The organism is Novosphingobium bradum (assembly GCF_042646485.1).
Taxonomy (GTDB): Bacteria; Pseudomonadota; Alphaproteobacteria; order Sphingomonadales; family Sphingomonadaceae; genus Novosphingobium; species Novosphingobium bradum.
Window position 1 is genome coordinate 99,042 of the sequence record NZ_JBHRTQ010000010.1, and the last position, 26,885, is coordinate 125,926.

Consider the following 26,885-nt stretch of genomic DNA (forward strand, 5'->3'; position numbering starts at 1 on the left):
TCTCCGCGTCTCCGCGCCTCCGCGCGAACCCTTTAATGAACGAAGCGCGCCACCACGTCGCGGTAGGAGCGAGAAACCTTCACCTGCGCGCCCGATTCCAGCACGAGGAAGCATTCCCCGTTGGTATGGGGCTTCACCTGGCGGACCTGGTTGAGGTTGACGATGGTCGAGCGGTGGACCCGCTGGAACACGCGCGGATCGAGCCGGCGTTCGAGATCCTTCATCGTCTCGCGCAGGATCAGGCTGTTGTCGGCGGTGCGGATGCACATATAGTCGCCCGCGGCCTCGATATGCTCGATGGAGTCCACGTCCACCCGGAAGATCTGCCCGCGATCCTTGATGTTGATGAGCTTCTCGTAGCGCCCGGCGCCGAGCGCGGCGCCGTCGGCGTCGTCCTCGGGCATCTGGTCCATCGCATCGGGAGCTACTTCGGCCAGGACGGTCTTGAGCTTCTCGGCCTCCTCCACGCCGCGTTTTTCCGCCAGGCGCGTGCGGACGCGCTCCAGGGTATCGGCCAGCTTGTCCTCGTCCACCGGCTTCATCAGGTAATTTACCGCATTGGCCTCGAAGGCCCGGACCGCGTGCTCCTGGTAGGCGGTGACGAAGACGAACAGCGGCGGCTCGATCTCCATCACGCCCTTGACCACGGAAAATCCGTCGAACCCCGGCATCTGGATGTCGAGGAAGACGAGGTCCGGCTTCTCGGTCTTGATCTTGCGGATGGCCTCGCGGCCGTTCGAGCAGGTGTCGATGATTTCCACGTCGGGGAACTTCTCCAGCCGCAGCTGGAGACCCTGGATCGCGAGCTTCTCATCGTCGACGAGGATCGTGCGAATGGTCATGCCCTACCCTTGTGTTGCGTGCCTCCCATACGGGCGGCGCGCGGATTGGTTTCAACCCGCCGCAAGCGCGGGGCGGGCCGCCGAGGCGGCTGGCGCCGATGCGAGTGCGGCTGCGGGTTCGCGGCGTTCGAACGGTATTTCGATCAGGACGGCAAAGCCCCCCTCCGGCGGGTCGACGATCTCGAAGCGGTGCTGGTCGCCATAGGCCTGGGCCAGCCGGTCGCGGATGTTCGCGAGGCCGACGCCAGTGGAAACGGGTTCGCCGCCATCGAAGGTCACGCCCGAGAGCCTGTTGTCCGCGGCCGAGTTTTGCAATCCCGGCCCGGTGTCGGAGACGGTGATGCGAAGCATCGAGCCGACGAGTTGCGTGACGATGGTGATTTCCGCGCCGCTCTCCTGCGTGCCGACCGCATATTTGATCGCGTTCTCGACCAGCGGCTGGAGCAGCAGCGAGGGCAGCAGGCCGGCGCGCGAGGCCTCGTCGATGTGGAACGTGGTCCGCAGCCGTTCCTCGAACCGCATCCGCTCGATGTCGAGATAGAGCTTCAGGGTCTCCACCTCCTGGGCGACGGTGACGCGCCCGGTCGGCTCGTTGACCAGGGTATAGCGCAGGAAGGCCGAGAGCCGGCTCAGCATGGCATTGGCCGGCTCGGTCTGCTTGAGCAGGACCAGGGTGGAGATCGAGTTCAGGGTGTTGAACAGGAAGTGCGGGTTGAGCTGGTAGCGCAACATGGCGAGCTGGGCCTGGGTGGCCTGGTTCTCCAGCCGGAGCAGCTGGTCGTTCTGCTCCTCGATCTGGAGATAGAAATTGATCGCATAGTAGAGCGCCGACCAGGCCGCCAGCAGGGTCATGTCGAGGTAGAACACGCCGATCAGCAACTGGGCGAAGCTGGCGCCGCCCGGGCGGTAGAGCCCGATCACCCAGGCATCGATGAACGCGTAGAGCGTGACCGCCACCGGCAGGACCATCGCCGTGACCCCCCAGGTGATCAGCGCCCGCTGCGAGATCAGCAGCCGGAAGATCACCGACAGGATCAGCGAGAGCGAAAAGCCCGTTACCGTGGCGATCAGCACCATGACCAGGAACGAGGCCGGCTGGCCATTGGCGATGGACGACATGGCGCGCAGCACCAGGGCGCCGCCCCAGCCGGCGGCCTGGAGCCGCCAGAAGGCCTGGTTCTTGTTGGCGAAGAACGGGGTGGGACGGAACGGCAGGACGGCCATGCAGGGCTTCTAGCGCATCTTTGCGAAATGCGGAAAGCCCCTGCGGGCTTTCCTTGGGGCACCGATCAGCGGCGCGCCTCGGCAATGGCCTTGGCCAGCTGGTCCACACCCACGGCGCCGCTCAGCAGCGAATCGCCAATGGCCCAGCTCGGCGTGCCGGTGAAGCCCAGGTTCTTGGCCAGCGCGAGGTTGCGCGCCAGTTCCGCCTCGGTTTCGGGCCGGGCGATGGTGGCCCTGGCGCGGGCCAGGTCGAGCCCGGCGGCGGCGGCGGCGGCGGCGATGGTTTCGGCGCTGGGCCGGCCGCCGGCGAACATGGCCTTGTGGAAGGCGGCATATTTGCCCTGCTCGGCCGCGGCGAGCGCCATCCTGGCGGCATCGGTGCTTTCCGGGGTGAGGATCGGCAGTTCGCGGACCACCACCTTGAGATCGGGATTGGCCGCGATCAGCGCATCGACATCGGCCACGCTCTTGCGGCAATAGCCGCAGGCATAGTCGGTGAATTCGACCAGGACGACCTTGCCCTGAGGATTGCCCAGCACGGCGCCGGGCACGGCCCGTTCCACCTCGCCGCGCACGCTGGCCAGCTGGTGCGAATTCTCGCGGCGTTCCAGTTCGGCCATGGCCTTGGGCAGCACTTCGGGGTGGGCCATCAGGTAATCATGGACCACCTGCTCGATCGCGGCGCGATCCGCCTGGCCAAGCCGGGCGGCCGGATCGCCGCCGATCCGGTGCGATCCCCAGAGCCAGCCGCCCCCGGCGCCGGCCGCGAGGATGACAACCGCCAGGACGGCATTGCGGACGAGCGAGCGCTGCGGGGAAGGTTCGGCCATGGCGGCGGACTTACTTGCGCTTCTTCTTGCGTTCAATCGCCGCGCGAGCCTGCATCGCGATATCCTGTGCACGCAGGGCATCGGCCGAGCCCGCCGGAAGCCCGCCAAGCGCGGCCTCGGCACTGCCCAGCGCCATGGCCCACTGCTCCTGCATCACCTGCTGTTCGGCGCTGGCAAGGCGCGCGCGCGGCGCATCGCCGGTGGCATTGTAGACCACGCCGAGCTGATACCAGGCATCGGGGTTTTCGCGGTCGCGCGCCACGGCCGCCTTCAGCACGCGCTGGGCCTCGGCCAGGTTCTTCGGATCCTCGGTGGCGACCAGGGCATGGCCGAAGGTGGTGGCGATCAGCGGCTGGTTGGCGGTCAGCTCGGTGGCCCGGCGCAAGGGCGCCAACGCCTCGGCGGGCTTGCCGGCCTCGAGCAGGATCTGGCCCTTGAGTTCCAGGAAATAGGGATCGGCGGGGGCATCCTTGAGCAAGGCGTCAACCTCGCCCATCGCCCGGTCGAGCAGCGCCTGCTTGTGCCAGGCATAGGCCCGGGCATAGCGCGCCGGAACCGACAGATCGGCCAGCGGATAGGCGATCAGCGTCTGCTCAGGCTCGGCCAGATAGCCATAGAGCTTGGCCTTGGCGCGGCGGAAACGGGCCTCGAGCGCCGGATCGCTCGGCCGGGTCCAGGCCGGATCCTTCCTGTAGGTTTCCTCCAGCAGGGCGATGCGATCGCTCTCCAGCGGGTGGGTGGACATGAACGGGTCCTGGTCGGCCTGGCTGTAGCCGCGCCGGTAGCCTTCGGCCTCCAGCTTCTTGAAGAATTCGATCGACCCGCGCCCGCTGATCCCGGACCTGGCCAGGAACGCGGCGCCCGCCGCATCGGCCTGGGCCTCCTGGACGCGGCTGAAGGCCAGGTACTTGCCCATGGCCGCGCTCTGCCCGGCCATCATCGCCGCCATGGCCGCATCGCCGCCGCCCGCCGCCGCCGCGGCCACGCCGATCAGCAGCGAGAGCAGGCTGATGGTCCCGGCCGACCTGGCGCCCTGTTCACCGCTGATTGCATGGCCGCCGGTAACGTGGCCCAGTTCGTGCGCGATCACGCCTTGCACCTGGTTGGCCGAATCGGCGGCATTGATCAGGCCGGCATTGAGATAGACCGTCTGCCCGTTGACCACGAAGGCGTTGATCGTGTTGTCCCCCACCAGGGCGACATCGACGTTGCGCGGATCGAGCCCGGCCGCCTTGACCAGGGGGGTGGCCATGTCGTGCAGCAGGGCTTCGGTTTCGGCATCGCGCAGGATCGACTGCGCGGCGACCGGCTGGCAGGCCAGAACGGCAACCGCCAGGAACGCGGCAAGCTGCCGCGGCAGGCGGGACAGCGAAAGACGGGGAGCAAGCGGGGCCATTGCCGCCGCACCATCACCCCCACGCCTGAACCTCATGTGAAAAGCGGCCATGGGCCGGGGCATAGCCGGTTTGGCGGCGCTGCGCGCGCCTTATCGCCGGGGCCGTCAGTCGAGCAGGCGGCGCGCCGCGCGTTCGAGGAGGCCGGGATCGGTCACCTCGCCCAGCAGGACGACCTCGCCCGCCGGGGTGCGCCGCGCGAGAACCAGGGCGAATTCCTCGCCCTGGGGCGCCAGCGGCCGGGCCGGCAGCAGGCGCAGGCGGGCGGCCAGGCGATCGGGCGCTGGCACGTCGGTCTGGCCGGCCTCGGCGCGGCGCAGGCCCCGTTCGAGCTGGACCACCCCCTTGAGGCCGCCGGCCTGGCCGGCCAGGAACCGAGCCAGTTCGCCCGCCGGCAGGGCAATGCGCCGGGCATGGGCGATGACCGTGGCATATTCGGTCAGGCGGGTCTTGTCGTAGTCGGCCCCGAACACGAGCTTGACCACCGGGATCAGCGGCGCGCGCTCCTGCATGACCAGGCCGGCATCGGCGACCAGCTCCCTGAGGCCATCGGGATCGCTGTCGGCGGCGAGGGCGAATTCGTGGGCGCGCCCGATCGCCTCGTAGAGCGCCTGGCGGCTGCGGTCGTCGGCGGACCGGGCGCTGTGCGCCAGTTCGCGGGCGCTGGCGAGGATATCGGCGAGGCTCGCCGCGCGCCCGATGTTCCAGTCGGCGTCCGGCGCGAACGAGAACACCCCGAGATCGAGCGGCTCGTCGGCCGGGGCCGACAGATCGGCCGGACCATCGGCCCATTCGGTCAGCGGCTCGGCCTCGCGGCGCGGGGGCGTGCGCTTCATCAGGACCCGGTCGATCGCGTCCATCAGCGCATCGGTGGTCTGCTGGTCGGCCAGCTCCTTCCAGTTGATCACGCCGTAGATGCAGTCGATCCCCTCGCTCCCGGCATCGCGCGCGAAGGGCAGGAGAATGCCGCGATAGAGGATCGTGCGGCCGCGCTGGTTGACGAATTCGGCCTCGAAGCCGACCGGCGCCTGGTTGCCGAAGATCTGGAGATAGTGATCGGTGATCCGCGAAAGCAGGGTGCGGGCGGGCACGTCGGCCAGGTGGCGCAGCGGCTCGCCGGCGCAGCCCGATTCGTCGGCCAGCGCCTGGCCGACATATTTGACCACCGGATGGTCCACCCCTTCGGCGAAATCGAGCAGGACCGCATAGGGATCGAAGTCGGGCAGGTGGCCGATCGCCAGATCGTCGATCAGCGGGCAGGGGCGATCGCCCAGCAGGCTGGCCCAGTGGTTGTAGGCACGAACCTGCAGACGGCGCTCGTCCTGGCCGACGGCGGGCGGCGGTGCCTCGTGGCCGATCTCGTCCTCGGACGGATCATAGCCCTCGGTGTCGGAATAGTCCGAGAAATCGCCGCGCAACCTGTCCATCTGCCAACATCCTGTCGAATTTGCCCGACAGGATTTGGCGCAACATGGTTGATTAACCGTTAAGTTGCGCCACGCAGGGTCAGCCGCGATCGAGCACGACCCCCTCGCCCCGCGCGGGCAGGGGCGACAGCGCCCGCAGGACCAGCGTTCCCGCCACCAGCGTGACGGTTGCGACGAAGACCGCGGCGGTGGCGCTGGTGGCATCGGCGAGCAGCCCCCAGGTCCAGGCCCCGACCGCCAGCGAACCGATGGTGACCGCCTGATAGATCGCCATGCACCGTCCGAGGATCTCGGCCGGCACGCGCAACTGCATGGCGACGTTGAACGTGGTGAGGCATCCGGTCCATCCGATCCCGCCGGCAAACTGGCAGGCGAGCAGCATCGGAACCGAAGGTGCAAGGGCAAGACCCAGAAGCCCGATGGTCGAACCGGCGGCGCCCAGCATCATCGCCCATTCCGAACCGAACCGGCGCCGCACCGGCGGCGACAGAACCGCGCCCAGCACCGAACCCACGCCGAACGCGCCAAGCAGGACGCCGAACTGCGTTTCGTTGCCGCCCAGCCGGCCGCGCAGGATCACCGGCAGCAAGCCCTGGATGGCCGTCGCGCTGAAACTGAAGGCAGCGCCGCGGATCAGTACGCGGCGCACCGGCACCGAAGTCCGGCAGAAGGCCAGGCCGGCCCGGATCGACCGCAGCAACGGTTCGCGCCGGGGCGCCGGAAGGTTGGGCCGCCACCGGCTCAGGGCAAGGATCAGGGCGACGTAGCTCAGCGCGTTGAGCGCGAATGCGGTGGCGACTCCCCCGGCCGCCAGCACCAGCCCGCCCAGCGCCGGGCCGACGCTGCGCCCCAGGTTGAACGACACGCTGTTGAGCGCGATCGCCTGGGGCATGACCGGCGGCTCGGCCAGTGCGCGCACCGAGGCCGTCCACGAAGGCAGGCTGAAGGCCATGCCGCACCCCACCATCATGGTAAAGGCCAGCAGCCCGAAAGCACCGATCTTGCCGGCCCAGGTCAGCACGGCGAGAATGGCCGAAACCACCAGCATGGCCGATTGGGCCGCGAGCATGATCTTGCGCCGGTCGAAATTGTCGGCGACCGCGCCGGCCGGGACTGAAAGCAGCAGCACGGCGAAAGCCCCGGACGCGGGCACCGCGGCGACCATGGCGTGCGACGTGGTCAGTTCGGTCATCAGCCAGGCCGCGCCGATGGATTGCATCTGCGATCCCAGCTGCGACGCCGTATTGCCCAGCCAGACCTCGCGGAAGGCGCGATAGCGGAACGGCGCCAGGGCGCCGCGCCGCACCGAGGGGGCGGCTGCCGCGTTTCCGTCTGGTAATTCGCTGCCATCGGCCATCCGCCCGGGATGGGCAGCAATCGCCGCGCGGTCAACCGCTTGCGAGCGATACCGTGTCAGCGTTGCCGCGCGGGCGATCCCATGAGGTAGCGCATCCGGATCGCCAGATGCAGCGGCGCCGCACTCATCGCGAAGGCCGCCGCATCGAATCGCGGCGGGCCGAAATGCACCCGCGCATCGCGCGAAAACCCGAAGCCTTCGCGCGGGATCATCAGCATGGTGTCGAGCTTGCCGTTCGCGTTCTCGTCATGGAATAGCGACACGGCATAGCGGCCGGGCGCAAGCGGCCCGAAATCGAACGAAACGGTGCCGCCCGGGCCAACCGGAATGGCCAGGCGCCGCGCGCCCGGATCCTTGCCGCATTCGGGAAAGTGCGCCGGCGCGGAGGCGATGCAGGCCAGGACCTGGCCGCGCGCGCTGTGCAGGCCGCTCACGGTCACGCTCAGGTGTTCGCCGGGCAGGCGCCCGTCGGCGGGGCCGGCGCCGGCTGGCCCGGAGGCTACCAGGCCGGCAATCGCAACCACGGCCCAGCCAAAGGCGCGAGCCGCGTTCACGGCGCGAGCAGCCCGCGATCGGTGCCGCACAGGCGATCCCACAGGCGGAAATAGAGGCCATAGTTGCATCGGTAATGCTCGTGGTGAAGGTGATGGTGGGAGGCGGTTATCAGCCAGGCGCCGGCCCGGGAATGAACCACGGCGCGCGGGAACATTTCCCAGCCCATGTGATTGGTCACCCCCATCACGGTCATGATCGCCAGGACCAGCCCCAGCACGGCCACGTGGACCGGCAGAACGAACACCAGCGCCGGGATCACCACCGCGCCGCTGATCGCCTCAATCGGATGGAAGCTCATCGCCGCCCAGGCGGTGGGCGGACGGCTGGCATGGTGGACCGCATGGGCGAGGCGAAACCAGCGGGGCCGGTGCATCAGGCGGTGGGCCCAGTAGAACCAGGTATCGTGCGCCAGCAGATAGAGCAGCAGCGACGCCGGCAGATACCACAGCGGATAGGCGCCGGCCTCGGTGTAGATCCGCGTCCAGCCGCGCGCCTGCCAGCCCCAGGCGACCAGCCCGGCAGGCAGGCCATAGATCGCGGCGGACAACAGCGACCAGCCGATCTCGGCGCGGATCTGCCGCTCCCGCCCGCGATAAAGGCCGGGCCGCACCGCCCGCGTCGCCAGGGCGAAACCGCCGCTGACAAGCAGGTAGCGCACCGCGACGATCGCGGTCATCGCCAGGCCCGAGGCCAGGGCGGCAAGGATCACGGGTCCGTCCACGCGCCGGTCATGCCGCAATTGCGCGCGGTTGGACAGGCCCGCGAAGACCGGCGCGCCCGGCGCCGGCCTTTCGCGGGGTCCTGGTCCGGTCAGCCGACCCGGCGGACCTTGCCGGCGTGCTGGCCAAGGCCGGCGGGACCGCGCGGGCGGAACCGGCGCTTGGGCCGCGCCTCGCCCTCGGGCCGGTCACCGTCGGTCCGCGCGCCCTGCTGGCGCTGGCCATCGCGGCCGCCCTGGCCGCGGCCGCCTTGCTGGCCGCGACCGCCATGCTGGCCCCCGCGATGATCGCCGCGCGGCTGGCGGTCGGCGCCGGCTTCGTCGGCCGAGACCTTCTTGGGCGCGGGCAGGCTGGCGGCGAGCTTGAGGAAATCCTCGGGCAGCGGCCGGGCTTCGAGCTTGACCTTGGTCAGGCGTTCGATGTCGCGCAGGAAGGTGCGCTCATCGGGCGCGACATAGCTCAGCGCCACGCCATCGGCCCCGGCGCGCGCGGTGCGGCCGATACGGTGGACATACTGCTCGGGCACGTTGGGAATCTCGAAGTTGAACACGTGGCTCACCCCGGTCACGTCGATGCCGCGCGCGGCGATGTCGGTCGCCACCAGGATCGGCACCGTGCCCTGGCGGAAGCCTTCAAGGGCGCGGGTGCGCTGGGCCTGGCTCTTGTTGCCGTGGATCGCCGCGGCACTGACGCCCGCGCCGGCGAGATGGCGCACCACGCGGTCAGCCCCGTGCTTGGTCCGGGTGAAGACCAGGGCGCGGTCGATCGACTTGTCGGCCAGGCCGGCTCGCAGCGAAATGGTCAGCAACGCCTGCTTTTCCGCCTGATTGACGAAGGTCGCATACTGCTCGACCCGTTCGGCCGTGGTGGCCTGGGGGGCCACCTCGACCCGCACCGGATCGTTGATGAAGCGCCGGCCGAGATCGGCGATCGCCTGGGGCATGGTGGCCGAGAAGAACAGGCTCTGGCGGTCGCTCGGCAGCAGGGCGGCAACGCGGGTCAGCGGCTTGATGAAACCGAGGTCCATCATCTGGTCGGCCTCGTCGAGCACGAAGATCTCGACGTTACGCAGGGTGAGCGCGCGCTGGTCGATCAGGTCGAGCAGGCGACCCGGGGTGGCAACAAGCACGTCGACGCCGGTCGACAGCCGGCGCGCCTGCTTGCCCACGGGCACCCCGCCGAACACGCATTCGATCTGGATCTTCAGGAACTTGGCATAGCCCTTCATGTTCTCGGCGATTTGCGCGGCCAGCTCGCGCGTGGGCGAGAGCACCAGCATCCGGCACGAGGCCGGCTTGACCGGCTTGGGATCGGCGGCCAGCCGGTGAAGCGAGGGAAGCGAGAACGCGGCGGTCTTGCCGGTGCCGGTCTGGGCGATGCCCAGCAGGTCGCGCCCTTCCAGCAGGGCCGGGATCGACTGGCGCTGGATCGGCGTCGGATCGGCATAGCCCTTGGCGCCAAGCGCACGCAGGATCGGTTCGGCAAGGCCGAGTTCGGTAAAATAGGACATGGAATTCAAAACTTTCGTTGCGCGCGAACGAGCTGGTCGCGCGGAGGCATGGGTTCGCGTTTCGCGACCCGTGCGTGAAAGGGAAGCTCGTGTGGCGTGGGCCGTGCATCGCCGCGGATCCGGCGCCGGTTCCCGCAAGAGGACTGGCGCATATCTCACGCTGGCGGTCGATTGCGCGGGGTCTGCCCGCGTCGGCCACGCCGGCCCCCTAGTCAGGATTGCGCGAAAACGCAAGGAAATTGCGCGCGGCGCCATTGCCCCGCCCGGCGCACCGTGGTTGAAGCGCACGATGCGCGAACCGCCCAGCCCCTGCAACCGCGTCTGCCGGATCGATGAACGCACCGGCTGGTGCCTGGGCTGCCGCCGCACCCTCGGCGAAATCGCCGACTGGCCGATGCTGCGCGCCGAGGAAAAACACGCCCTCCTGGCCCAACTGCAATCGCGCGATCAGGCGCCGGCCTAGCCGCCCCAGCCCGCGCAATGCGGATCGGCGCTGACCACCTGCCGGCGCAGCGAGGCCCGCGCCAGCCGCTCCACCTCGGCCTTGCGCCGGGCGGCGGCCAGCGGGAGCAGGGGGGCGGGACGCAGGATTTCCGCATCATAGCCATCGCCCACGATCAGCCCGCAGGCCTCGGGCCGGAACGCTTCGGTTTCCATGCAGGTGCGATCGAGCGCGGGATGCAGCCCCCAGAAGAACCGGTCGCAATGATCGAGATAGTCAGGCCACTTGGCATCGCCCAGCAGATCGGCCCGGCTGACCTTGATCTCGACGATGATCACATGGCCCTTGGCATCGATCCCCATGAGATCGGCCCGCCGCCCGCCGCGCAGCGGCATTTCCGGCAAGCACCAGATCCCGTTGCGCGCGAACAGCCGGCCGATGCCCCGGGCCACGGCGGCCGCATGGCGCAGATCGGCCAGATCCCGGTCGGCGGCGGTTGCGGAATCAGAGGCGGGGAATGGGCTGACCATGCGGCCAGTCTAGAACATATGGGGAACTTCGCAAGCCCCCAAACCCGCAGCCAGGTTCAGCCCAGCAGGCGCCGCTCGGGCGGGGAAAGGGCCAGCAGCGCATCGCGCGCGCTGCGGAATTCCGCCCACAACGCCTCTGCGGCCGCCTGCGGACTGGCCTTGCCGGCATGGACCGCCAGCAGCGCGCGGATGCCGGTTTCGAGGATCAGCGAGAGATCGTCCATGCCCTGGCGGGCCACGGCCAGGCGTTGGCCGCCAGCCTGCATGATCGCCACGGGAAAGGCGCGGACGGCAGGCTCGGCCGGCTCGGCCGCCCGGCCGGCCAGCGCCGCCACCACGGCCGCGGCCTCGTGGATCGCGGCCCAACGGCCGGTCAGCCCCCCATCCTCGCTCCGAGTTGCCGGAGCATCCGGGCGAACCGCGCGGGCAGGCACGGACGGAACTGATTCGGGAGGCATGGCCGTCATGCCAACCGAGTTAGCCCGGCTGCCTTGAAAAATGCCTAAGAGCGCAAACTGCCCCGCGCCGCCGCCATTCCCCAGCCGCAAGATCACGCATTTGGCTCTGGCAAGCCCGCCAAGCCTCTGCTAGGCGCCCTCGGCACGCACCCGTAGCTCAGCTGGATAGAGCGCTGCCCTCCGAAGGCAGAGGCCACAGGTTCGAATCCTGTCGGGTGCACCAGCTTTTCAGCCATCCCGCGCAAGCACGGCCGGTCCGCGAAACCCGCGGGTCGGCACCGATCGCCATTTCGGCTCGCCTTGATCCGCCGACCTGCCATAGTCCCCAAGGCAGTTCGCATCCGGACCGGGAGAGGGCGCTTGTTCAAGTTCACCTATCTGATGAAGCGCAAGCCCGGCTTCACGCCCGACCAATTCAACAGTCGCTGGCGCCAGCATGGCGCGCTCGGGATGTCCACGCCGTTCGCGGATGCGACGCTGGTCTATGTCCAGGCCGAACCCTTGCGGCCGGCCCCCATCGCCGGCGCCTCGCTCGACTATGATGCCGTGGCCTGGCTGGTGGTGGCGGACGAGGCTTTCGCACCCGATCCTTCGCCGCAGGTGCGCGAAGGCCAGGCGCGGATGGCCGAGGACGAGACCCACACCTTCGACGGCGCCTGTTCCAGCGGCCTGTTCTTCGTCCACCCCAAGGTGCTGGTCGCGGGAGACCCGGGCGGCTTCACCGCCTTTCTGTATTATGCCGACGCCGGCAAGGCCGAAGCCGCGGCCGAGGCCTTTGTCGGCCAGCCGGGGCTCTCCAGGCTGGTGGTCAACCTGCGCCGCGACGACATGGCGCTGCCCCAGCCCTGCACCCTGCCCTATCGCGCGGTTGTCGAGGTTGCGGCCAGTTCGGTCAGGGGGCTGAAGCAGGTGATCGAGGGCACGCCGCTGCCGGCGCAACCCGATCTCCTCGTGGCCACCCGCGAGGTCGTGTTCTGGGACAAGCTCTCGCGGGCGTAATCATGCGGCAGGCCCGGGGCGCGTCTCAGGTGCCCACGCGCTTCCAGAACGTTTCAACCCGGTGCGCGATCTGCGCCTGGCGCATCGCGGCGTCGGTCCAGACGGTTCCCGCAGGGAGCAGGTCCTTCAGTTCCGCGATCCGGGCAAGGCGGGTCTGGCGCACGGCCTGGCCGATGGGCGGGGCCGGATCGCCACCCCCCTGCCAGCGGATCGAATAACCCCCTTCGCCGAGGCCAACCGTATCGATCCAGTTCCACACCCCCGGATCGCGCGCCGCGATCACGAAGGTATAGGCGCCGTCGGCATCGGGCCGCGCCTGGCTGCGATTGAGGCCGGCGGTGTGGTGGATATAGTCGGGCGGGGTCATCCAGTCGTCGCTGACCTGGAAGCCGATATAGTCCGCCCGCAGGGTATCGATGGTGACGACGAGCGCTTCGTCCGGGCCAAGGGCAAAGCGGCCCCCGGCCAGATAGCCCCAGCCGCCGGCCCGGGCCTGGGGCGGACGCGTTTCGTTGACCGTGCCGGCGGCGCGATGGGTAAGGAAGGTCAGCCAGTAGGCGATCTGGGTGGCCAGCAGCGCGGCCGCCCGCTCGGCAACGACATCGGCCGAGCGCGGTTCGCCGGCCGGCGGCCCGGCCAGTCGGCGAACCCGCAACTGGTCGGGCAGCTCGACCGCCCAGTCTTCCAGCGAATTGCGGATCTTGAGCACCTTGGCCCCGGGCCGCGTCTGCAAGTGGTTGGTGCCCGGCGCGCCTGCCCCGGGGCCGACGGTGATGCGAAAATCGCCATCGCCGTCGATCATCAGGTCGGCGCCCAGAAGGCTGGCGATGATATTCGCCCCCTCGGTTGATTGGGCGGTGGTGCCGATGAAGGAATCGTAGACCAGGAAGGTCGCCTGGGCCGGCCCCGGCCCGGTGCGGCGGCCGCTGATCTCGTAGGTCGAGACATCGTCGATCATGATGTCGCGCGAGAAATTGTCGGGATTGTGCCCGCCCCACATCGATCCGGGCCAGGCCTGCCCGTGCCACTGGTGCGGCTGGGTGATGATCCACATGATCCGCGGGCGGGCCGGATCATCGAGGATCGTGTTCTCGATCGCGGCCAGGGCATAGCCGCGCACCGCATCATCCAGCCGCGCCGCGCCGTCGGGCGTTTGCGCCTGCCAGCTTTCGCGCATCCGGGCGGCGGCGGCGGCCATGGCCGCCTGCATCGCGGGCGCGGCGAGCACGCGCAGGGCTTCGCGTTCCAGCTGCAACTGCTCGAACAGGTCGACGATGGGTGCCGCTGTCATCGCGCTGCCTCAACCGCGCTCGCGGACAATGCCGTAGCGATCGAGATAGTCACCGAAAACGGCCTCGATATCGACCTCCGACAGGCCGAACTCCTCCAGCGAATAGCTGTGCTTGGGGCCATGGGCATGGCGCGAGGTCTTGACGAAATCGGCCATCCGCTGGCGGGCCGCCGGGCCAAGGTGCAGGCCGAATTCGGCATAGACCCGCTCCGCCTCGCCGATCGGGTCGGCGGTCATCCGCTTGTAGTGGACGTCGACCACCTTGAATTGCGGATGGGCATCGCGCCAGGCGGTAACCTTCTTCATGCTGTCCATCCGCTCGACCATGCCGCGCGCCAAGGCCTTGGGATCGATCGCGCGGGTGGTGTTCTGCCGGTGGAAGGCGGCGAACAGGCTGAGGATCGAGGGAATGGTCCTGGCCGGATCGCGGTGGTTGATGAACACCCGCGCGCCGGGGAAGGCGGTGAGCGTCTGCTCCCAGGTGCCAAGGTGCTGCGGGGTCTTGAGCAGCCAGCGTCGGTCGGACGGGCCGTCCTGCAAGGCCTGCATCACCGCGATCTGCCAGCGCAGCAGGTCCGGCATATCCTGGCTGGCCCGGGCCATGAACGTGGGAATGGCCCAATGCGCCTGGTATTCGGTGCCGATGGCACTGGCCTGGAGAGCAAGGCATTCGGCGGCGTTTTCCGGTGCGAAAGGGTGAACCGCCTCGATCTCGGGCCGGCGCAGGCCGTGGAAGTCCATGATCTGCCCCACCAGCGTGAAGCGGGCGGCATCGAAGGCGGCATCGCCGGGGGGCGGGGCCGGGATCATGCATTCGGCCATCGGCGCCACCCGGTTGTCGGGATCCTGCGCCAGCAACTGGTGGAAGAAGCTGGTGCCGGCCCGCGCCAGCCCGGTCCCGACCAAAGGGGCTGCGATCGGCGCGGGCGCGCGATGGCGCCGATGCCAATCGACCACGCCCAGCCGTCCGCACAGGTTGAGATAGAGCCGCGAATGCGCGCGCGAGCGCCCGAGCGGGCTGAGCGCCGATTCCGTTTCCAGCGAATCGCACAGCAGGTGGAGGCGCTGGCGGAACCCGGCTTCGCCATGCTCCTCCCCGCCCCAGTCAGCCAAGCCCATCCCCGCTTCGGCCTCGGCCATCAGGCTCGCCGGATCGAGGCGACCCTCGAAGCCGATCAGGGCCGGGGCGTAGCGATCCCGCAATTCATCCGCTGTCAGCATGGCATTCTCCCCCGCCCCGTGTGGCAGGCTGCCCGCCGCGCCGACAACAGGAAACTCGGACCACCCGGCCCGCGCGGGGCGGCGCCCGTCCAGAATCCGCACCGGCGATCCCCCGCGCGCCCGCCGCGCCGCCTCATCCCGGCCCGCCGGCCTCCCGCGCGGCCCGGCAGCCCAGTTCGATGGCGCCGGTGATCCCGGCCAGGTCGCCCAGCCCCGGCCCCACGATATAGCGTTCGAGGCCCGGATCGAGGCGGGGGTGGACCAGGTAGCCGCCCAGCCGGCGTTCGGTTTCGCGGCGCAGGGTGGCGATCAGGCCGGGCGCCTTCATCACCCCGCCGCCGAAGATCAGCCGGTCGGGCATATGCAGCAGCACCAGGTTCACGGCCAGGTCCGCCAGATAGCCGCCGACCAGCGCGATCGCCTCGGCCGGATCGGCCAGCCGATCAAGGCCGGTGCCATGGCGGGCCATGATCGCCGCGCCGCTCGCCAGCCCTTCCAGGCAATCGCCATGATAGGGGCAGACCCCGCCGAACGGATCGCGCAGCCGATCGTGCGCCACGCGGATGTGCCCGGCCTCGTAGTGGCCAAACCCGCCGAGCGGCCGGCCCCGGTGGATCACCCCGGTGCCGATGCCGGTGCCCACGGTGGTATAGGCCAGGGTATCCACGCCCTGCCCGGCGCCGGCCAGCCATTCGCCCAGGGCCGCGGCGTTGACATCGGTATCGACCGCCACCGGCAGGCCAAGCGGGGCCAGCCAGTCGCGGTAGTTCGTGCCGGCCCAGCCGGGCTTGGGCGTGTGCAGGATCGTGCCATAGCCGGCCGCGCCCGGATCGGTGCCGATCGGGCCGAAGCTGCCCACGCCGATCCCGCCCAGTGGGCCATGGCGGGCGGCGGCCGCGCGAAAGAAGGCCACCACTTGCGGCATGGTCTGGCCCGGCGCCTCGGTGGGCAGGCGCACACGTTCAAGGATCGCGCCGCCCGGCTGCGCCACCGCCACGACGAATTTCGTGCCGCCCGCCTCGATGGCGCCGACGAGCGCCAAGGTCATCTGCGCCTCAAGTCGTTTGGCCGCGCCAAGTCGCTGAATACCACGAATGTCTCCATCATCACGAATACAATCGAATGCAGTTCATTTTCGTCCCATGGATTGCCTTGATTGTGGCAGGCAAATCCCGTCAGGGCGAGGCATCATGTCCCAGCTCCACCAGAAGAACCGCCCCGTAATGCTCGCCTTGCCGGCAATCCTGCTGGCCTTTCCGGCCATGGCACGCGAAGCGCCCCCGCCCGCCGGCGCGCTCGATGCCATCGTGGTCACCGCATCGGCCGGCGATCGGTCGCGGCTCGACAGCGCGGCCTCGGTCGGCGCCATCGCCGCGGCCGACATTACCCGGTTCAACGCCACCAGCACGGCCGAGCTCTACCGCCTGATCCCCGGCATCCAGGTTTCCGGCACCCAGGGCGATGGCGGCAATTCCAACATCGGCGTGCGCGGCCTGCGAACCCCCACCGGCGGCTCGCCCTTCGTCCAGGTCCAGGAAGACGGCCTGCCGACCGTGCTGTTCGGCGATATCCAGTTCGGCAACAACGATTACTGGACCCGCCCCGATCCGCTGACCGAACGGATCGAGGCAATCCGCGGCGGCACGGCCTCCACCCTGGCCAGCCAGGCGATCGGGGCCGTGATCAATCACATCAGCGCCACCGGCCGCACCCACGGCGGCTTCGTCGCCCTGGAAAAGGGCGTCGATCACGACTGGACCCGGATCAACGCCCGCCTTGGCGGCAGCCTGGGCGAAACGAGCTGGTTCAACCTGGGCGGCTATGCCGATACCGGGCGCGGCGTGCTCGATGCGGCCTACCCGGTCCACGATTCGTGGCTGATCCGGGGCAATGTCACCAGGGAATTCGCCGGCGGCGCCGGCTTCGTCCGCCTGCTGGTCAAGCTGTCGGACACGCGCGAACCCAGCTACAACGGCTGCCTGTCGCAAGGCTCCGTGACCGCGACCGCCGTGACCGCGATCGGCCCCTCCGCCCAGTGCGACGGGCGCCGCCAGACCCCGGGCTATTCGCCCTTCCACCAGACCGGGCTATTCGTGAACCAGGGCGCACAGGAGGACGCGCGGTTCGACGGGATCAGCACCCGCCAGCGCATGGCCCAGCTCCAGGCGCACTACGATTTCGGCGGTGTGATCCTTGACGACAACCTGCGCCTCGCGCGGATGAGCGGCACGTTCAACGTCCAGTTCTACAATGCCAGCCCGGTGGCTGGCGTGCCCGGCGCCGGCCAGTCGCTGATCTACGCCAATGGCCCGAATGCCGGCCAGGTCTTCACCGGCGCCTTCGTCAACACCGCGCCCGCGATCCACACCACGATGGATCACATGGACCACTTCGCCAACGACCTGTCGCTGAGCACCCGGCGCGGGCTTGGCAGGGCTGGAGGCGGGGCGCAGATCGACGTCAAGCTCGGCTGGTTCCACCATGCCCAGCGCATCGCCGAAAACTGGCACGCGAACGATGCGATCCTCGATGCGCGCGGCGGCAATCCGGCCGAGCTCGCGCTGGTCAGCGGGCCGAACGGCACCGGCGATCTCCTCTCGGCCGGCGGCATCACCCGCTACAATGCCGGCTGGAACCAGCACTTCGACACCACCTTCACCCTCGATGCGCCCTATGCCAACCTCGCGCTCGATCTCGGCGCGGTGACCCTCGATGGCAGCCTGCGCCAGGAACTGTTCCGGGGGCGGGGCTGGGCGCAGGGCAGCACCGGGGCCACGCTGGGCACCATCGCGGTGCGGCAGGTCGATCCGCGCACCGGCCAAACGGTCGTCACCAGCCTGCCGGTCCTTGGCTACGATGGGCCGATGGAGCACATCGCCTTTTCCGAAAGCGCCACCAACTGGTCGGCCGGCGCGCTCTACAAGGCCACGCCCGATCTCTCGCTGTTCGCCCGCGCCTCGCACGGCACCCGCTTCAACGCCGACCGGCTGACCCGCAACACGCCCAGCTACTTCGCGCCCGATGGCAGCCTCAGCGCCGCCGGCCTGCCCGCCGCGCGCTACCCGGTCACCCAGTACGAACTGGGCCTGAAGAACCGCGGCCACCTGCTCGGCGGGCGCTACACGGTGGAGCTGACCGGGTTCCGATCGCGCTATGCGATCTCCTCGCAGGAAATCTCGCGGACCAACTGCCGCAATGTGCTGGGCATCGATGCGCCAACCTGCACGATCTCCGGCTCCTACCGCGATTGGGGCGCCGAACTGTTCGCCACCTGGCAGGGCGGCGGGCTGAACCTCGTGCTCAGCGCCACGTATGACCGCTCGCAGGTCTCCGCCGCCCAGGGCCAGCCGTTCCGCCGGTCGCCCAACATTCCCGGCCTGACCTGGTCGGCCCTTGCCAGCCATGCCCTGGCCGACAAGGCCGAGATCGGCGCCAGCCTCACCGGCCAGACCAGCACCCTGGGCGCCGACCAGCGCACCTGGCCGGCCTCGGCCGTGCTGGGCGCCTTCGTCACCGTGCGGCCAACCGCCAACCTGCAACTCGGCCTCCAGGCCTACAACCTGCTCAACAGCTTCGCGCTCCAGGGCACGGCCGGGGTCATCGCCGGCGGCCCGTTCCTTGATGCCAACCCCGCCCAGGGCCGCGCGATCAAGGCCACCCTCCGCTTCGATTTCCGCTGAACGGCGGCGACCATCACGGCAAAAGCGCCCGAAAAACAGGCCTTCCCCGGGCTTCACTCCCGGCTATGATGGCGGCAAAACACAACCGGAGAAAGATGCCGCCATGCCTGGATACCGGATCACTCCCCTGGCCGATGGCCTCGGCTTCGGCGCGACAGTCAGCGGACTCACCCTGGCGCAGTTGCAGGACGAGGGCGTGCGCCGCGCGATCCATGATCTGTGGATCGACAAGGGCGTGGTCCTGTTTCGCGATGGCGAGGATTCGCCCGCGATGCAAAGCGCGGTCAGCGCCTGTTTCGGCCAGAACCAGCAGCACCTGTTCCCGGAAGTGCGGGTGGAAGGCAATCCCGACCTTGTCACCGTGAAGTACTGGCGCGGCAATGGCACCATCGTGGAGATCGACGGCAAGGCCATCGGCGGCTGGCTGCCGTGGCATTCCGATCTTGCCTATTCCGCCAGGATCAACCGGGGCGGCGTGCTGCGGCCGATCGAACTGCCCGCCAGGGGCGGCGGCAAGACCGGGTTCATCGACCAGATCGCCGCCTGGGATCGGCTGCCCGCCGCATTGCAGGCGCGGATCGACGGGCTCCATGCGGTCTACGTGATGGACCTCAATCCCGAACATATGCGCTTCGGCCGGCCCGCTCAGGTGCGGCTGATCGAGGAAGCACCCTCGTTCCACGGCATCCAGCAGCGCGAATGGGAATTCCCCCGCATCCTGCATCCGATGGTCTACGAACAGCGCGAAACCGGGCGCAAGGTGCTCAACGTCTCGCCATGGTTCTGCGCCGGCATCTACGAGCTGGGCGGGCGCGAGGGCGAGGCACTGATGCACGAGGTGGTCGCCCACTGCACCGATCCGGCGCTGGCCTATTATCACGACTGGCAACCGGGCGACATGGTCGCCTGGGACAACTGGCGCACCCTGCACAGCGCCACCGGGGTCGATCCCGACGATCGCCGCCTGATGCACCGCACCACCATTTTCGGCGACTACGCGCTGGGCCGCGTGCTGGAGCATCACCAGTCGGCCACCTTCGATGTCTGATCCGGCCTTCGATCTGGTCATCAGGGGCGGGACCGTGATCGACGGCACCGGCGCCCCGGCGCGCGAGGCCGACGTGGCGATCGCCGGGGGGCGGATCGCCGCCATCGGCCCGGTTGCCGGCGCGGGCCGCGAGGAGATCGACGCGCGCGGGCGGATCGTCACGCCCGGCTTCGTCGATATCCATTCCCACTATGATGGCCACGTTACCTGGGCCGATCACCTCGACCCGTCCTCGCCCCACGGCGTGACCACGGTCGTCACCGGCAATTGCGGCGTGGGCTTCGCGCCCTGCCGGCCCGAAGACCGCGAGCGGCTGATCACCCTGATGGAAGGGGTGGAAGACATTCCCGAGCCGGTGCTGGCCGCCGGCCTGCCGTGGTGCTGGGAAAGCTTCCCGCAATACATGGACTTCATCGCCAGCCGCCGGTTCGACATGGACGTGGCGGTGCAGGTGCCCCACGCCCCCTTGCGGGTCCACGCCATGGGCGAACGCGCCGCCCGGCGCGAGGCGGCGACCGACCACGACATCGCCGCGATGCGCGCCCTGGCCGCCGAGGCGCTGGCGGCTGGCGCGATCGGCTTTTCCACCTCGCGCAGCCTCAACCATCGCGGCAGCGACGGCGAACTGACCCCCAGCTACGATGCCGGCGCGCGCGAACTGGTGGCCATCGCCGGAGCGCTGAAGGATGCCGGGCGCGGGGTCTGGCAGATGATCTGCGATCTCGAGGACGAGGAGGGCGATTTCGCCCTGATCCGCCAGGTGGCCGCAGCCTCGGGCCGGCCGCTGTCGCTCTCGCTCATGCAATATCCCCATGATCCGCAGCGCTGGCGCCGGGTGCTCGACCGGATCGAGCAGGCCAATGCCGATGGCCTGGCCATCCGCGCCCAGGTCTGCGGGCGCCCGGTCGGGCAGTTCTACGGGCTGGACTTCAGCCGCCATCCCTTCGCCTTCTGCGATGCCTACCGCGAAGTGGCCGCCCTGCCGCTGCCCCAGCGGCTGGCGGCCCTGCGCGATCCCGCGCGGCGCGCGCGCATCCTTGGCGAATTTCCCGGCACCCAGCCCCCGCCGGGACGTCAGCACCACACCAATTTCGCCAATATCTTCGAATGCGCCGATCTGCCGGATTACGAGCCGGCGCCCGATGAATCGCTGGGCGCCCGCGCGGCGCTGATGGGCGTGGCGCCGCAGGTGCTGGCCTATGACCTGATCACCCGCGGCCACGGCGAAACCGTGTTCTACAACCCGGTGGTCAACTTCGCCGGCAATTCCATCGCGGCCGTGCGCGCCATGCTGGCCAGTCCCCATGCGGTGCTGGGCCTGGGCGATGGCGGCGCGCATTGCGGCTTCATCTGCGATGCCAGCCTGCCCACCCATATGCTGACCCGCTGGGCGCGCAGCGGCGAATTCCCGCTGGAACGGATCGTCCAGCGGCTGACCTCGCAAACCGCGCAGGCGGTGGGCCTGACGGATCGCGGTGTGCTGCGCGTGGGCGCGCGGGCCGATGCGAACGTGATCGACTATGCCAACCTGAAGCTCCCGCGCCCCTTCATGGTCCCCGACCTGCCGCTGGGCGGCGCGCGCATCGCCCAGGACCCGGCGGGCTATGATGCCACGCTGGTGGCCGGCGTGATCACCCGGCGCGAAGGCCGGGCCACCGGCCAATTGCCCGGCCGCCTGATCCGCCACTGACCGCCCGCCCGGCGCCCCGGCCCCGGCAGTCCCCCACTCCCAGCTCGCAGCCGGGTGCCGGGTGCCGGGTGCCGGGTGAACCAGCGCCCCACGAAACAGTCCAGCACAATCCCCCGCCACCCGGTGGACATCCCCGCCAGATGGAACATAATGGGAACATATTCGGGTGATTCGCAGATGCACGGTCCTTCCTTCGCGGCTCCAGCCACTCGCCTCCTGCCGGAGATCGGCGGGATTCCGGGGCTGGAGCCGGGCCGCCTCCATGAAGTCCACGCCGAAAGCGCCCACCGCGCCGCGGCGCTGGCCTTTGCCCTCGCGCAGGTTGGCGGGCCGCCCGCAAGCGGCCCGCTGTTCCTCATCCATTCCCGGGGCAGGACGCGGTGGGCGCGGGCCATGCTCCACGGCGATGGGCTGGCCCGGCTCGGGCTCGATCCGGCGCGGCTGACCATCGTCGCGGCGGCCGATGGGGGCGGCAAGGGAACCGCCGGGGGAACGGCCAGGGGGAACGGGCTGCTGCGCGCCGGGCTGGATGCCGCGCGCTGCCCCGCGCTGGCCGGGGTGGTGATCGAAAGCGCGGGGCGCCTGCCCGCCTACGATCTCACCGCCAGCCGCCGCCTTGCCCTGGCGGCGGAGCGTTCGGGCGGGCGGGTCGTGGTCCTGCGGATCGATGCCGAACCACGGCCGAGCGCGGCCTTCACCCGCTGGACGATTGCCTCGGCCCCTTCCCTCGCCCTGGCCGGCGAAGCGCCGGGGGAGCCGGCGCTCGTCGCCCGGCTTGACCGCCGCCGCGGCGCCGCCGCCGGACAGGAATGGCGCCTCGAATGGGACAGCGATCATGGTTTCTTCCGCCCCCTTCCCGCAACGCCCGCCGGTCCGGCCAGCCCGGCCCCAGCCGCGCTTCCTGGCGCTGTGGTTCCCCTGGCTGGCCTGCGAACGGGCACTGCAAGCGGGATGCAAGGCCGGTGCGCGGCCTGAGCAAGCCCCCTGCGCCAGCCCCTTTGCCCTTGTTGCCCGCAGCGGCAGCGCCCTGCGCCTGGCGGCGGTCGATCCGGCGGCGCAAAAGGCGGGACTGGCCGCCGGAATGGCCCTGGCCGATGCCCGCGCCCGCTGCCCCGACCTGGTCACCCGGCCCGCCGATCCCGCGGCCGATGCCGCCGCGCTGGAGCGGCTGCTCGGCGCGCTTGGCCGGTTCACCCCGGTGGTCGCCGCCGATCCGCCCGACGGCGCCGTGCTTGACGTGACCGGCTGCGCCCATCTGCTGGGCGGGGAGGCGGGCCTGCTTGGCGCGGTGCTGGAGGAGGCGCGCCGCGCCGGCCATGCCGCGCGCCCCGCCTTTGCCGCCAATCCCGCCGCCGCCCGCGCCCTGGCCCGGCATGGCGCAAGCGATGTCCGCGCGCTACCCGTTGCCGCGCTGGAATTGCCCGACGAAAGCCTGATGGCCCTGCGCCGCGCGGGGCTGGCCACCCTGGGCGATCTTGCCGCCCGCCCGTCCTCGGCGCTGGCCGCCCGCTTCGGCGAGGGGCTGGTGCTGCGCCTGCGCCAGGTGCTGGGCGAGGCGGCCAGCCCGCTGGTCCCGCGCCGCCACGCCGATCCCCTGCGCGCCGAGGAACGCTTCGCCGAGCCGGTCGCGCGGACCGAGGACGTGCTCGACGTGGCCGAAGACCTGCTGCGCCGGCTGGGCGCAGAGATGGAGCGGCGGCGGCTGGGCGGGCGGCGCTTCGTCTTCACCCTGTGCCGCAGCGACGGCGCGCGCCGCCGCCTCGCGGTGGAAACCGGGCTGGCCTCGCGCGATCCGGCCCCGGTCATGCGGCTGCTGCGCGAACGGATCGAGGGGCTGGCCGATCCGCTCGACCCGGGCTTCGGGTTCGACAGCGTGGTGCTGGCCATCCCCCGCAGCGAACCCCTGGCCGCCCGCCAGGCCGGACTGGGGCAGATCGGCGCGCAACCGGGCGGGGACGCGGTGGAGGACAGTGTCGCCGCGCTGGTTGACCGGCTGGTGGTGCGGCTGGGGCCGGAGGCGGTCTATCGCCTTGTGCCCGCCGACCGCCACTTGCCCGAAGTTGCCCAGGAGGTCCGACCCTGGGGGCAAGGCCTGCCCCGCCGGCAGGCCACCTTCGCCGCCCGGCTGGACGACAGCCCGCCGCGCCCGCTGGTCCTGTTCGATCCGCCCCAGCCGATCGAGGTGATCGCCGGGGTTCCCGATGGCCCGCCGCTGCGCTTCCGCTGGCGCGGCGCCCTGTTCGCGGTGCGCCTGGCCGAAGGGCCGGAGCGGATCGCGGCGGAATGGTGGCGCCACGAAGGCGCCCATTCCGGCCAGGCCGCCACCAATGCGGCAACCGGCGCGCTGACCCGCGACTATTACCGGGTGGAGGATGCACAAGGGCGCCGCTGGTGGCTGTTTCGCCACGGGCTTCATGCCGAAAAGCCCCATCCCGCCTGGTATCTCCACGGCCAGTTCCCATGACCGGGCCGCCGATCTTCGCCGAAGCCGTTGCCGCCAGCAATTTCAGCTTCCTGGCCGGGGCCAGCCACCCGCAGGACATGGTCAGCCGCGCCCATGCCCTGGGCATGGCCGGGATCGGCCTGGCCGATCGCAACACCCTGGCCGGCGTGGTCCGCGCCCACCGGGCCTGGCGGGGGCTGGGTGGGGCGCAATCCGGTTTCCGGCTGATCGTGGGCGCGCGGCTGGGCTTTGCCGACGGCACGCCCGACGTGATCGCCTATCCCCGCACCCGCCACGGCTGGGGCCGACTGACCCGCCTGCTGACCCTGGGCAACCGCCGGGTGGAGAAAGGCGCCTGCGACCTCGCCCTGCCCGACCTGCTCGATCACGCGCAGGACCTGGCGCTGATCGCCATGGGCGGCGACGCCGCCCTGCTTGCCGCGCTGAAGGCCACCGGCCAGCCGCTGTGGCGCGCCGCGACCATGCCGCGCGCGGGGCGCGATGCGCGCCGGCTCGTCCAGGCCCGGGCGCTGGCGCAGGCGGCGGGCGTCCCGCTCATCGCCACCAACGACGCGCTCTATGCCATGCCCGAGGACCGGGTGCTCCACGATGTGCTGACCGCCATCCGCCTTGGCCAGACGGTGCCGGAGGCCGGCCGGGCGCTGGCCGCCAATGGCGAGCGCCATCTCAAGCCCCCGGCCGAGATGGCCCGCCTGTTCGCCGCCTGCCCCGAGGCGCTGGCGGCCACGCAGGACCTGCTGGGTGCTATCACCTTCACCTTGCCCGAACTGGCCTACGAATATCCGCACGAGCCGGTTCCCCCTGGCTGGAGCCCGCAGGCCTGGCTGGAGCACCTGGTGCGCGAGGGCGGGCGCGCGTGGTTCCCGCAAGGCCTGCCGCCAGCCTACGAGCGCACCCTGGCCGAGGAATTCACCCTCATCGCCAAGTGCAACTATGCGTTCTACTTCCTCACCGTGCACGACATCGTGCGCCATGCCCGCAGCCTCGATCCGCCGATCCTGTGCCAGGGGCGCGGTTCGGCCGCCAATTCGCTGGTCTGCTACTTCCTTGGCATCACCCCGATCGATCCGGTGAAGGAGAAGCTGCTGTTCTCGCGGTTCCTCTCCGAACAGCGGAACGAGCCGCCCGACATCGACGTGGATTTCGAGCACGAGCGGCGCGAGGAGGTGATCCAGTATATCTACGGCCGCTATGGCCGCGAGCGCGCCGGGATCGCCGCCACGGTGATCCACTACCGCCCGCGCTCGGCGATCCGCGAGGTGGGCAAGGCGCTGGGCCTCACCGAGGACGTGACCGCGCGGATTTCCGGGACGATCTGGGGCCACTGGGGCGGCAGCCGGATGCCGCCGGAACGGCTGGACGAGGCCGGGTTCGATCCCGCCAGCCCCGAGATGGCGCGGCTGGGCGATCTGGTGGGGCGGATTCTCGAATTTCCCCGCCACCTCTCGCAGCACGTGGGCGGCTTCATCCTCACCCAGGGCCGGCTCGACGAGATCGTGCCGATCCACAACGGGGGGATGGAGGATCGCACCTTCATCGAATGGGACAAGGACGATATCGAGGAACTGGGGCTGATGAAGGTCGACGTCCTGGCGCTGGGGATGCTGACCGCGATCCGCAAGGCCTTCGACCTGCTGCGCCGGCATGGCCTGGCCGATCTTGCCCTGGCCACCGTGCCCCGCGAGGACAAGGCCACCTATGCCATGCTCCAGGCCGGCGATTCCATCGGCACCTTCCAGGTGGAGAGCCGCGCCCAGATCGCCATGCTGCCGCGGATGAAGCCCAGGGAGCTTTATGATCTGGTCATCCAGGTGGCGATCGTGCGGCCGGGGCCGATCCAGGGCGGCATGGTCCACCCTTATCTGCGCCGCCGCAACGGCGAGGAGCCGGTGGAATTCCCCGGCCCGCCCGACCATCCCGACGAACTGCGCGAGGTGCTGGGCAAGACCCTGGGCGTGCCGCTGTTCCAGGAACAGGCGATGAAGCTGGCCATCGTTGCTGCCGGCTTCACGCCATCGGATGCCGATGGCCTGCGCCGGGCCATGGCCACTTTCCGCAACATGGGCACGGTGGGCCATTACCAGGACAAGCTGGTGGGCGGCATGGTGCGCCGGGGCTACCCCGAGGACTTCGCCCAGCGCTGCTTCGAGCAGATCAGGGGCTTTGGCGAATACGGCTTTCCCGAAAGCCACGCCCAGGCCTTCGGCTGGCTGGCCTATGTTTCGTCATGGCTGAAATGCCACTGGCCGGCGGCCTTCACCTGCGCCCTCCTGAACAGCCAGCCGATGGGCTTCTATGCCCCGGCCCAGCTGGTGCGCGATGCGCGCGAGCACGGCGTGGCCGTGCGGCCCATCGACGTGAACGCCAGCCAGTGGGATTCGACGCTGGAGGGGCCGCGCGTGCTGCGCCTGGGCCTGCGCCAGATCGATCATTTCCGGGAAAGCTGGGCGCAGGGACTGACTGCGGCGCGCAGCGATGCCCCCTTCGCCAGCCTGGAGGACCTGGCCCGCCGCGCCGCCCTGCCGCCGCGCGCCCTGGCCCTGCTGGCCGATGGCGATGCCCTGGGTTCGCTGGCCCTTTCCCGCCGCCAGGCCGGCTGGGACGTGCGCCGCCTGCCGGCGCGCCAGCTTTCGCTGTTCGATGCGATGCAGGCACCCGAACTGGCCCCCGAACCCGATCCTGCGCTGCCCGCCATGCCGCCGGCCGAGGAAGTGGTGGCCGATTACCAGACCCAGCGGCTTTCGCTGAAGGGCCATCCGATGCAATTCCTGCGCGGGCGGCTGGCGCGGCGGGGCGTGGTCTCCTGCGCCGAGGCCAATGCGGCGAAGGACGGGGCCAGGGTGCGCGCCGCCGGGGTGGTGCTGATCCGCCAGCGGCCGGGCAAGGGCAACGCGCTGTTCATCACGCTGGAAGACGAGACCGGCATCCTCAACGCGCTGATGTGGGCGCGCGATTTCGAGGCCCAGCGCCGCGCGGTGATGGCCGCCCGGCTGATGGTGATCACAGGCGAGATCCAGCGCGGCAAGGAGGGCGTGGTCCACTTGATGGTCGCCCGTGTCCACGATGCCACCCACCTGATGGGCGAGCTGGCGGCGGACGAGGGGCAGGCCGAGGCAACCGGGCATCCGCGGCCGAGCCCGAACCCGGCGCGGCACCCGCGCAAGGTGCGGATCCTGCCCCGCTCACGCGATTTTCATTGAACCC

At 70.1% G+C, this 26,885-nt stretch carries 22 protein-coding genes and 1 tRNA gene; 9 read left to right on the top strand and 14 right to left on the bottom strand.

Annotated features, from left to right (window positions below; all coding sequences use genetic code 11):
• Positions 1–32: 32 nt before the first annotated feature.
• From ACFOD9_RS11860 to ACFOD9_RS11900, 9 genes are all read right to left on the bottom strand, one after another.
• Positions 33–842, bottom strand: coding sequence for a LytR/AlgR family response regulator transcription factor (locus ACFOD9_RS11860; protein ID WP_379510325.1), 810 nt, complete (start codon positions 840–842; stop codon positions 33–35).
• Between the two features lie 51 nt (positions 843–893).
• Entirely contained in the window at positions 894–2,066 is a 1,173-nt protein-coding gene (locus ACFOD9_RS11865) for a sensor histidine kinase (protein ID WP_379510326.1), read from the bottom strand.
• A 65-nt stretch (positions 2,067–2,131) separates the two neighbouring features.
• Positions 2,132–2,896, bottom strand: coding sequence for a DsbA family protein (locus tag ACFOD9_RS11870; protein WP_379510327.1), 765 nt, complete (start codon positions 2,894–2,896; stop codon positions 2,132–2,134).
• 10 nt (positions 2,897–2,906) lie between these two features.
• On the bottom strand, positions 2,907–4,292 hold the full coding sequence (locus ACFOD9_RS11875; protein WP_379510328.1) for a M48 family metalloprotease: 1,386 nt from the start codon (positions 4,290–4,292) through the stop codon (positions 2,907–2,909).
• A gap of 105 nt (positions 4,293–4,397) precedes the next feature.
• The gene (locus tag ACFOD9_RS11880) at positions 4,398–5,717 is read right to left on the bottom strand and encodes a hypothetical protein (protein WP_379510329.1); all 1,320 of its coding nucleotides are present in this window, start codon (positions 5,715–5,717) and stop codon (positions 4,398–4,400) included.
• 79 nt (positions 5,718–5,796) lie between these two features.
• Positions 5,797–7,074 (bottom strand): MFS transporter, encoded by a 1,278-nt coding sequence (locus tag ACFOD9_RS11885; protein ID WP_379510330.1) that lies wholly within the window; start codon positions 7,072–7,074, stop codon positions 5,797–5,799.
• A 56-nt stretch (positions 7,075–7,130) separates the two neighbouring features.
• A complete protein-coding gene (locus ACFOD9_RS11890; protein ID WP_379510331.1) occupies positions 7,131–7,628 on the bottom strand; it encodes a DUF2141 domain-containing protein in 498 nt (165 codons plus the stop codon).
• Positions 7,625–8,305 (bottom strand): sterol desaturase family protein, encoded by a 681-nt coding sequence (locus ACFOD9_RS11895; protein WP_379510563.1) that lies wholly within the window; start codon positions 8,303–8,305, stop codon positions 7,625–7,627. The genes ACFOD9_RS11890 and ACFOD9_RS11895 overlap by 4 nt, the downstream gene beginning before the upstream one ends.
• A 134-nt stretch (positions 8,306–8,439) precedes the next feature.
• The gene (locus ACFOD9_RS11900; RefSeq protein ID WP_379510332.1) at positions 8,440–9,858 is read right to left on the bottom strand and encodes a DEAD/DEAH box helicase; all 1,419 of its coding nucleotides are present in this window, start codon (positions 9,856–9,858) and stop codon (positions 8,440–8,442) included.
• A 289-nt stretch (positions 9,859–10,147) separates the two neighbouring features.
• Here ACFOD9_RS11900 and ACFOD9_RS11905 point away from each other — a divergent pair, with 289 nt between their 5' ends.
• Complete coding sequence (locus ACFOD9_RS11905; RefSeq protein ID WP_379510333.1) at positions 10,148–10,321, top strand: DUF1289 domain-containing protein; 174 nt, start codon at positions 10,148–10,150, stop codon at positions 10,319–10,321.
• Here the strand turns inward: ACFOD9_RS11905 and ACFOD9_RS11910 are convergent.
• Both ACFOD9_RS11910 and ACFOD9_RS11915 read right to left on the bottom strand, forming a co-directional pair.
• Complete coding sequence (locus ACFOD9_RS11910) at positions 10,318–10,830, bottom strand: MmcB family DNA repair protein (protein WP_379510334.1); 513 nt, start codon at positions 10,828–10,830, stop codon at positions 10,318–10,320. The genes ACFOD9_RS11905 and ACFOD9_RS11910 overlap by 4 nt on opposite strands.
• A gap of 56 nt (positions 10,831–10,886) precedes the next feature.
• Entirely contained in the window at positions 10,887–11,264 is a 378-nt protein-coding gene (locus tag ACFOD9_RS11915) for a hypothetical protein (RefSeq protein WP_379510335.1), read from the bottom strand.
• 170 nt (positions 11,265–11,434) lie between these two features.
• On the opposite strand from ACFOD9_RS11915, the gene ACFOD9_RS11920 reads away from it, so the two are divergent.
• Together ACFOD9_RS11920 and ACFOD9_RS11925 are read left to right on the top strand one after the other, a co-directional pair.
• A tRNA-Arg gene (locus tag ACFOD9_RS11920) sits at positions 11,435–11,511 on the top strand.
• A 137-nt stretch (positions 11,512–11,648) separates the two neighbouring features.
• On the top strand, positions 11,649–12,287 hold the full coding sequence (locus ACFOD9_RS11925; RefSeq protein ID WP_379510336.1) for a hypothetical protein: 639 nt from the start codon (positions 11,649–11,651) through the stop codon (positions 12,285–12,287).
• 25 nt (positions 12,288–12,312) lie between these two features.
• Here ACFOD9_RS11925 and ACFOD9_RS11930 read toward each other — a convergent pair whose 3' ends face one another.
• The 3 genes from ACFOD9_RS11930 to ACFOD9_RS11940 all read right to left on the bottom strand — a co-directional run bounded on the left by ACFOD9_RS11930 (position 12,313) and on the right by ACFOD9_RS11940 (position 15,847).
• Complete coding sequence (locus tag ACFOD9_RS11930) at positions 12,313–13,578, bottom strand: hypothetical protein (RefSeq protein WP_379510337.1); 1,266 nt, start codon at positions 13,576–13,578, stop codon at positions 12,313–12,315.
• 9 nt (positions 13,579–13,587) lie between these two features.
• The gene (locus ACFOD9_RS11935; protein WP_379510338.1) at positions 13,588–14,799 is read right to left on the bottom strand and encodes a sulfotransferase family protein; all 1,212 of its coding nucleotides are present in this window, start codon (positions 14,797–14,799) and stop codon (positions 13,588–13,590) included.
• Positions 14,800–14,932: 133 nt separating this feature from the next.
• Complete coding sequence (locus ACFOD9_RS11940; protein WP_379510339.1) at positions 14,933–15,847, bottom strand: ROK family protein; 915 nt, start codon at positions 15,845–15,847, stop codon at positions 14,933–14,935.
• A 142-nt stretch (positions 15,848–15,989) separates the two neighbouring features.
• On the opposite strand from ACFOD9_RS11940, the gene ACFOD9_RS11945 reads away from it, so the two are divergent.
• The 6 genes from ACFOD9_RS11945 to ACFOD9_RS11970 all read left to right on the top strand — a co-directional run bounded on the left by ACFOD9_RS11945 (position 15,990) and on the right by ACFOD9_RS11970 (position 26,881).
• Positions 15,990–18,479 (top strand): TonB-dependent receptor, encoded by a 2,490-nt coding sequence (locus ACFOD9_RS11945; RefSeq protein ID WP_379510340.1) that lies wholly within the window; start codon positions 15,990–15,992, stop codon positions 18,477–18,479.
• A 103-nt stretch (positions 18,480–18,582) separates the two neighbouring features.
• Positions 18,583–19,527 (top strand): TauD/TfdA dioxygenase family protein, encoded by a 945-nt coding sequence (locus tag ACFOD9_RS11950; RefSeq protein WP_379510341.1) that lies wholly within the window; start codon positions 18,583–18,585, stop codon positions 19,525–19,527.
• Positions 19,520–21,217: an N-acyl-D-amino-acid deacylase family protein gene (locus ACFOD9_RS11955; protein ID WP_379510342.1), complete on the top strand. Its 1,698-nt coding sequence runs from the start codon at positions 19,520–19,522 to the stop codon at positions 21,215–21,217. The genes ACFOD9_RS11950 and ACFOD9_RS11955 overlap by 8 nt, the downstream gene beginning before the upstream one ends.
• A gap of 177 nt (positions 21,218–21,394) precedes the next feature.
• Entirely contained in the window at positions 21,395–22,192 is a 798-nt protein-coding gene (locus ACFOD9_RS11960) for a hypothetical protein (RefSeq protein ID WP_379510343.1), read from the top strand.
• Positions 22,158–23,681 carry a Y-family DNA polymerase gene (locus ACFOD9_RS11965; RefSeq protein WP_379510564.1) on the top strand — a complete coding sequence of 508 codons (1,524 nt, stop codon included), beginning with the start codon at positions 22,158–22,160 and terminating at the stop codon, positions 23,679–23,681. The genes ACFOD9_RS11960 and ACFOD9_RS11965 overlap by 35 nt, the downstream gene beginning before the upstream one ends.
• Positions 23,678–26,881, top strand: a complete 3,204-nt coding sequence (locus ACFOD9_RS11970; RefSeq protein WP_379510344.1) for an error-prone DNA polymerase — start codon at positions 23,678–23,680, stop codon at positions 26,879–26,881. Before ACFOD9_RS11965 ends, ACFOD9_RS11970 begins: the two co-directional genes overlap by 4 nt.
• Positions 26,882–26,885 lie beyond the last annotated feature (4 nt).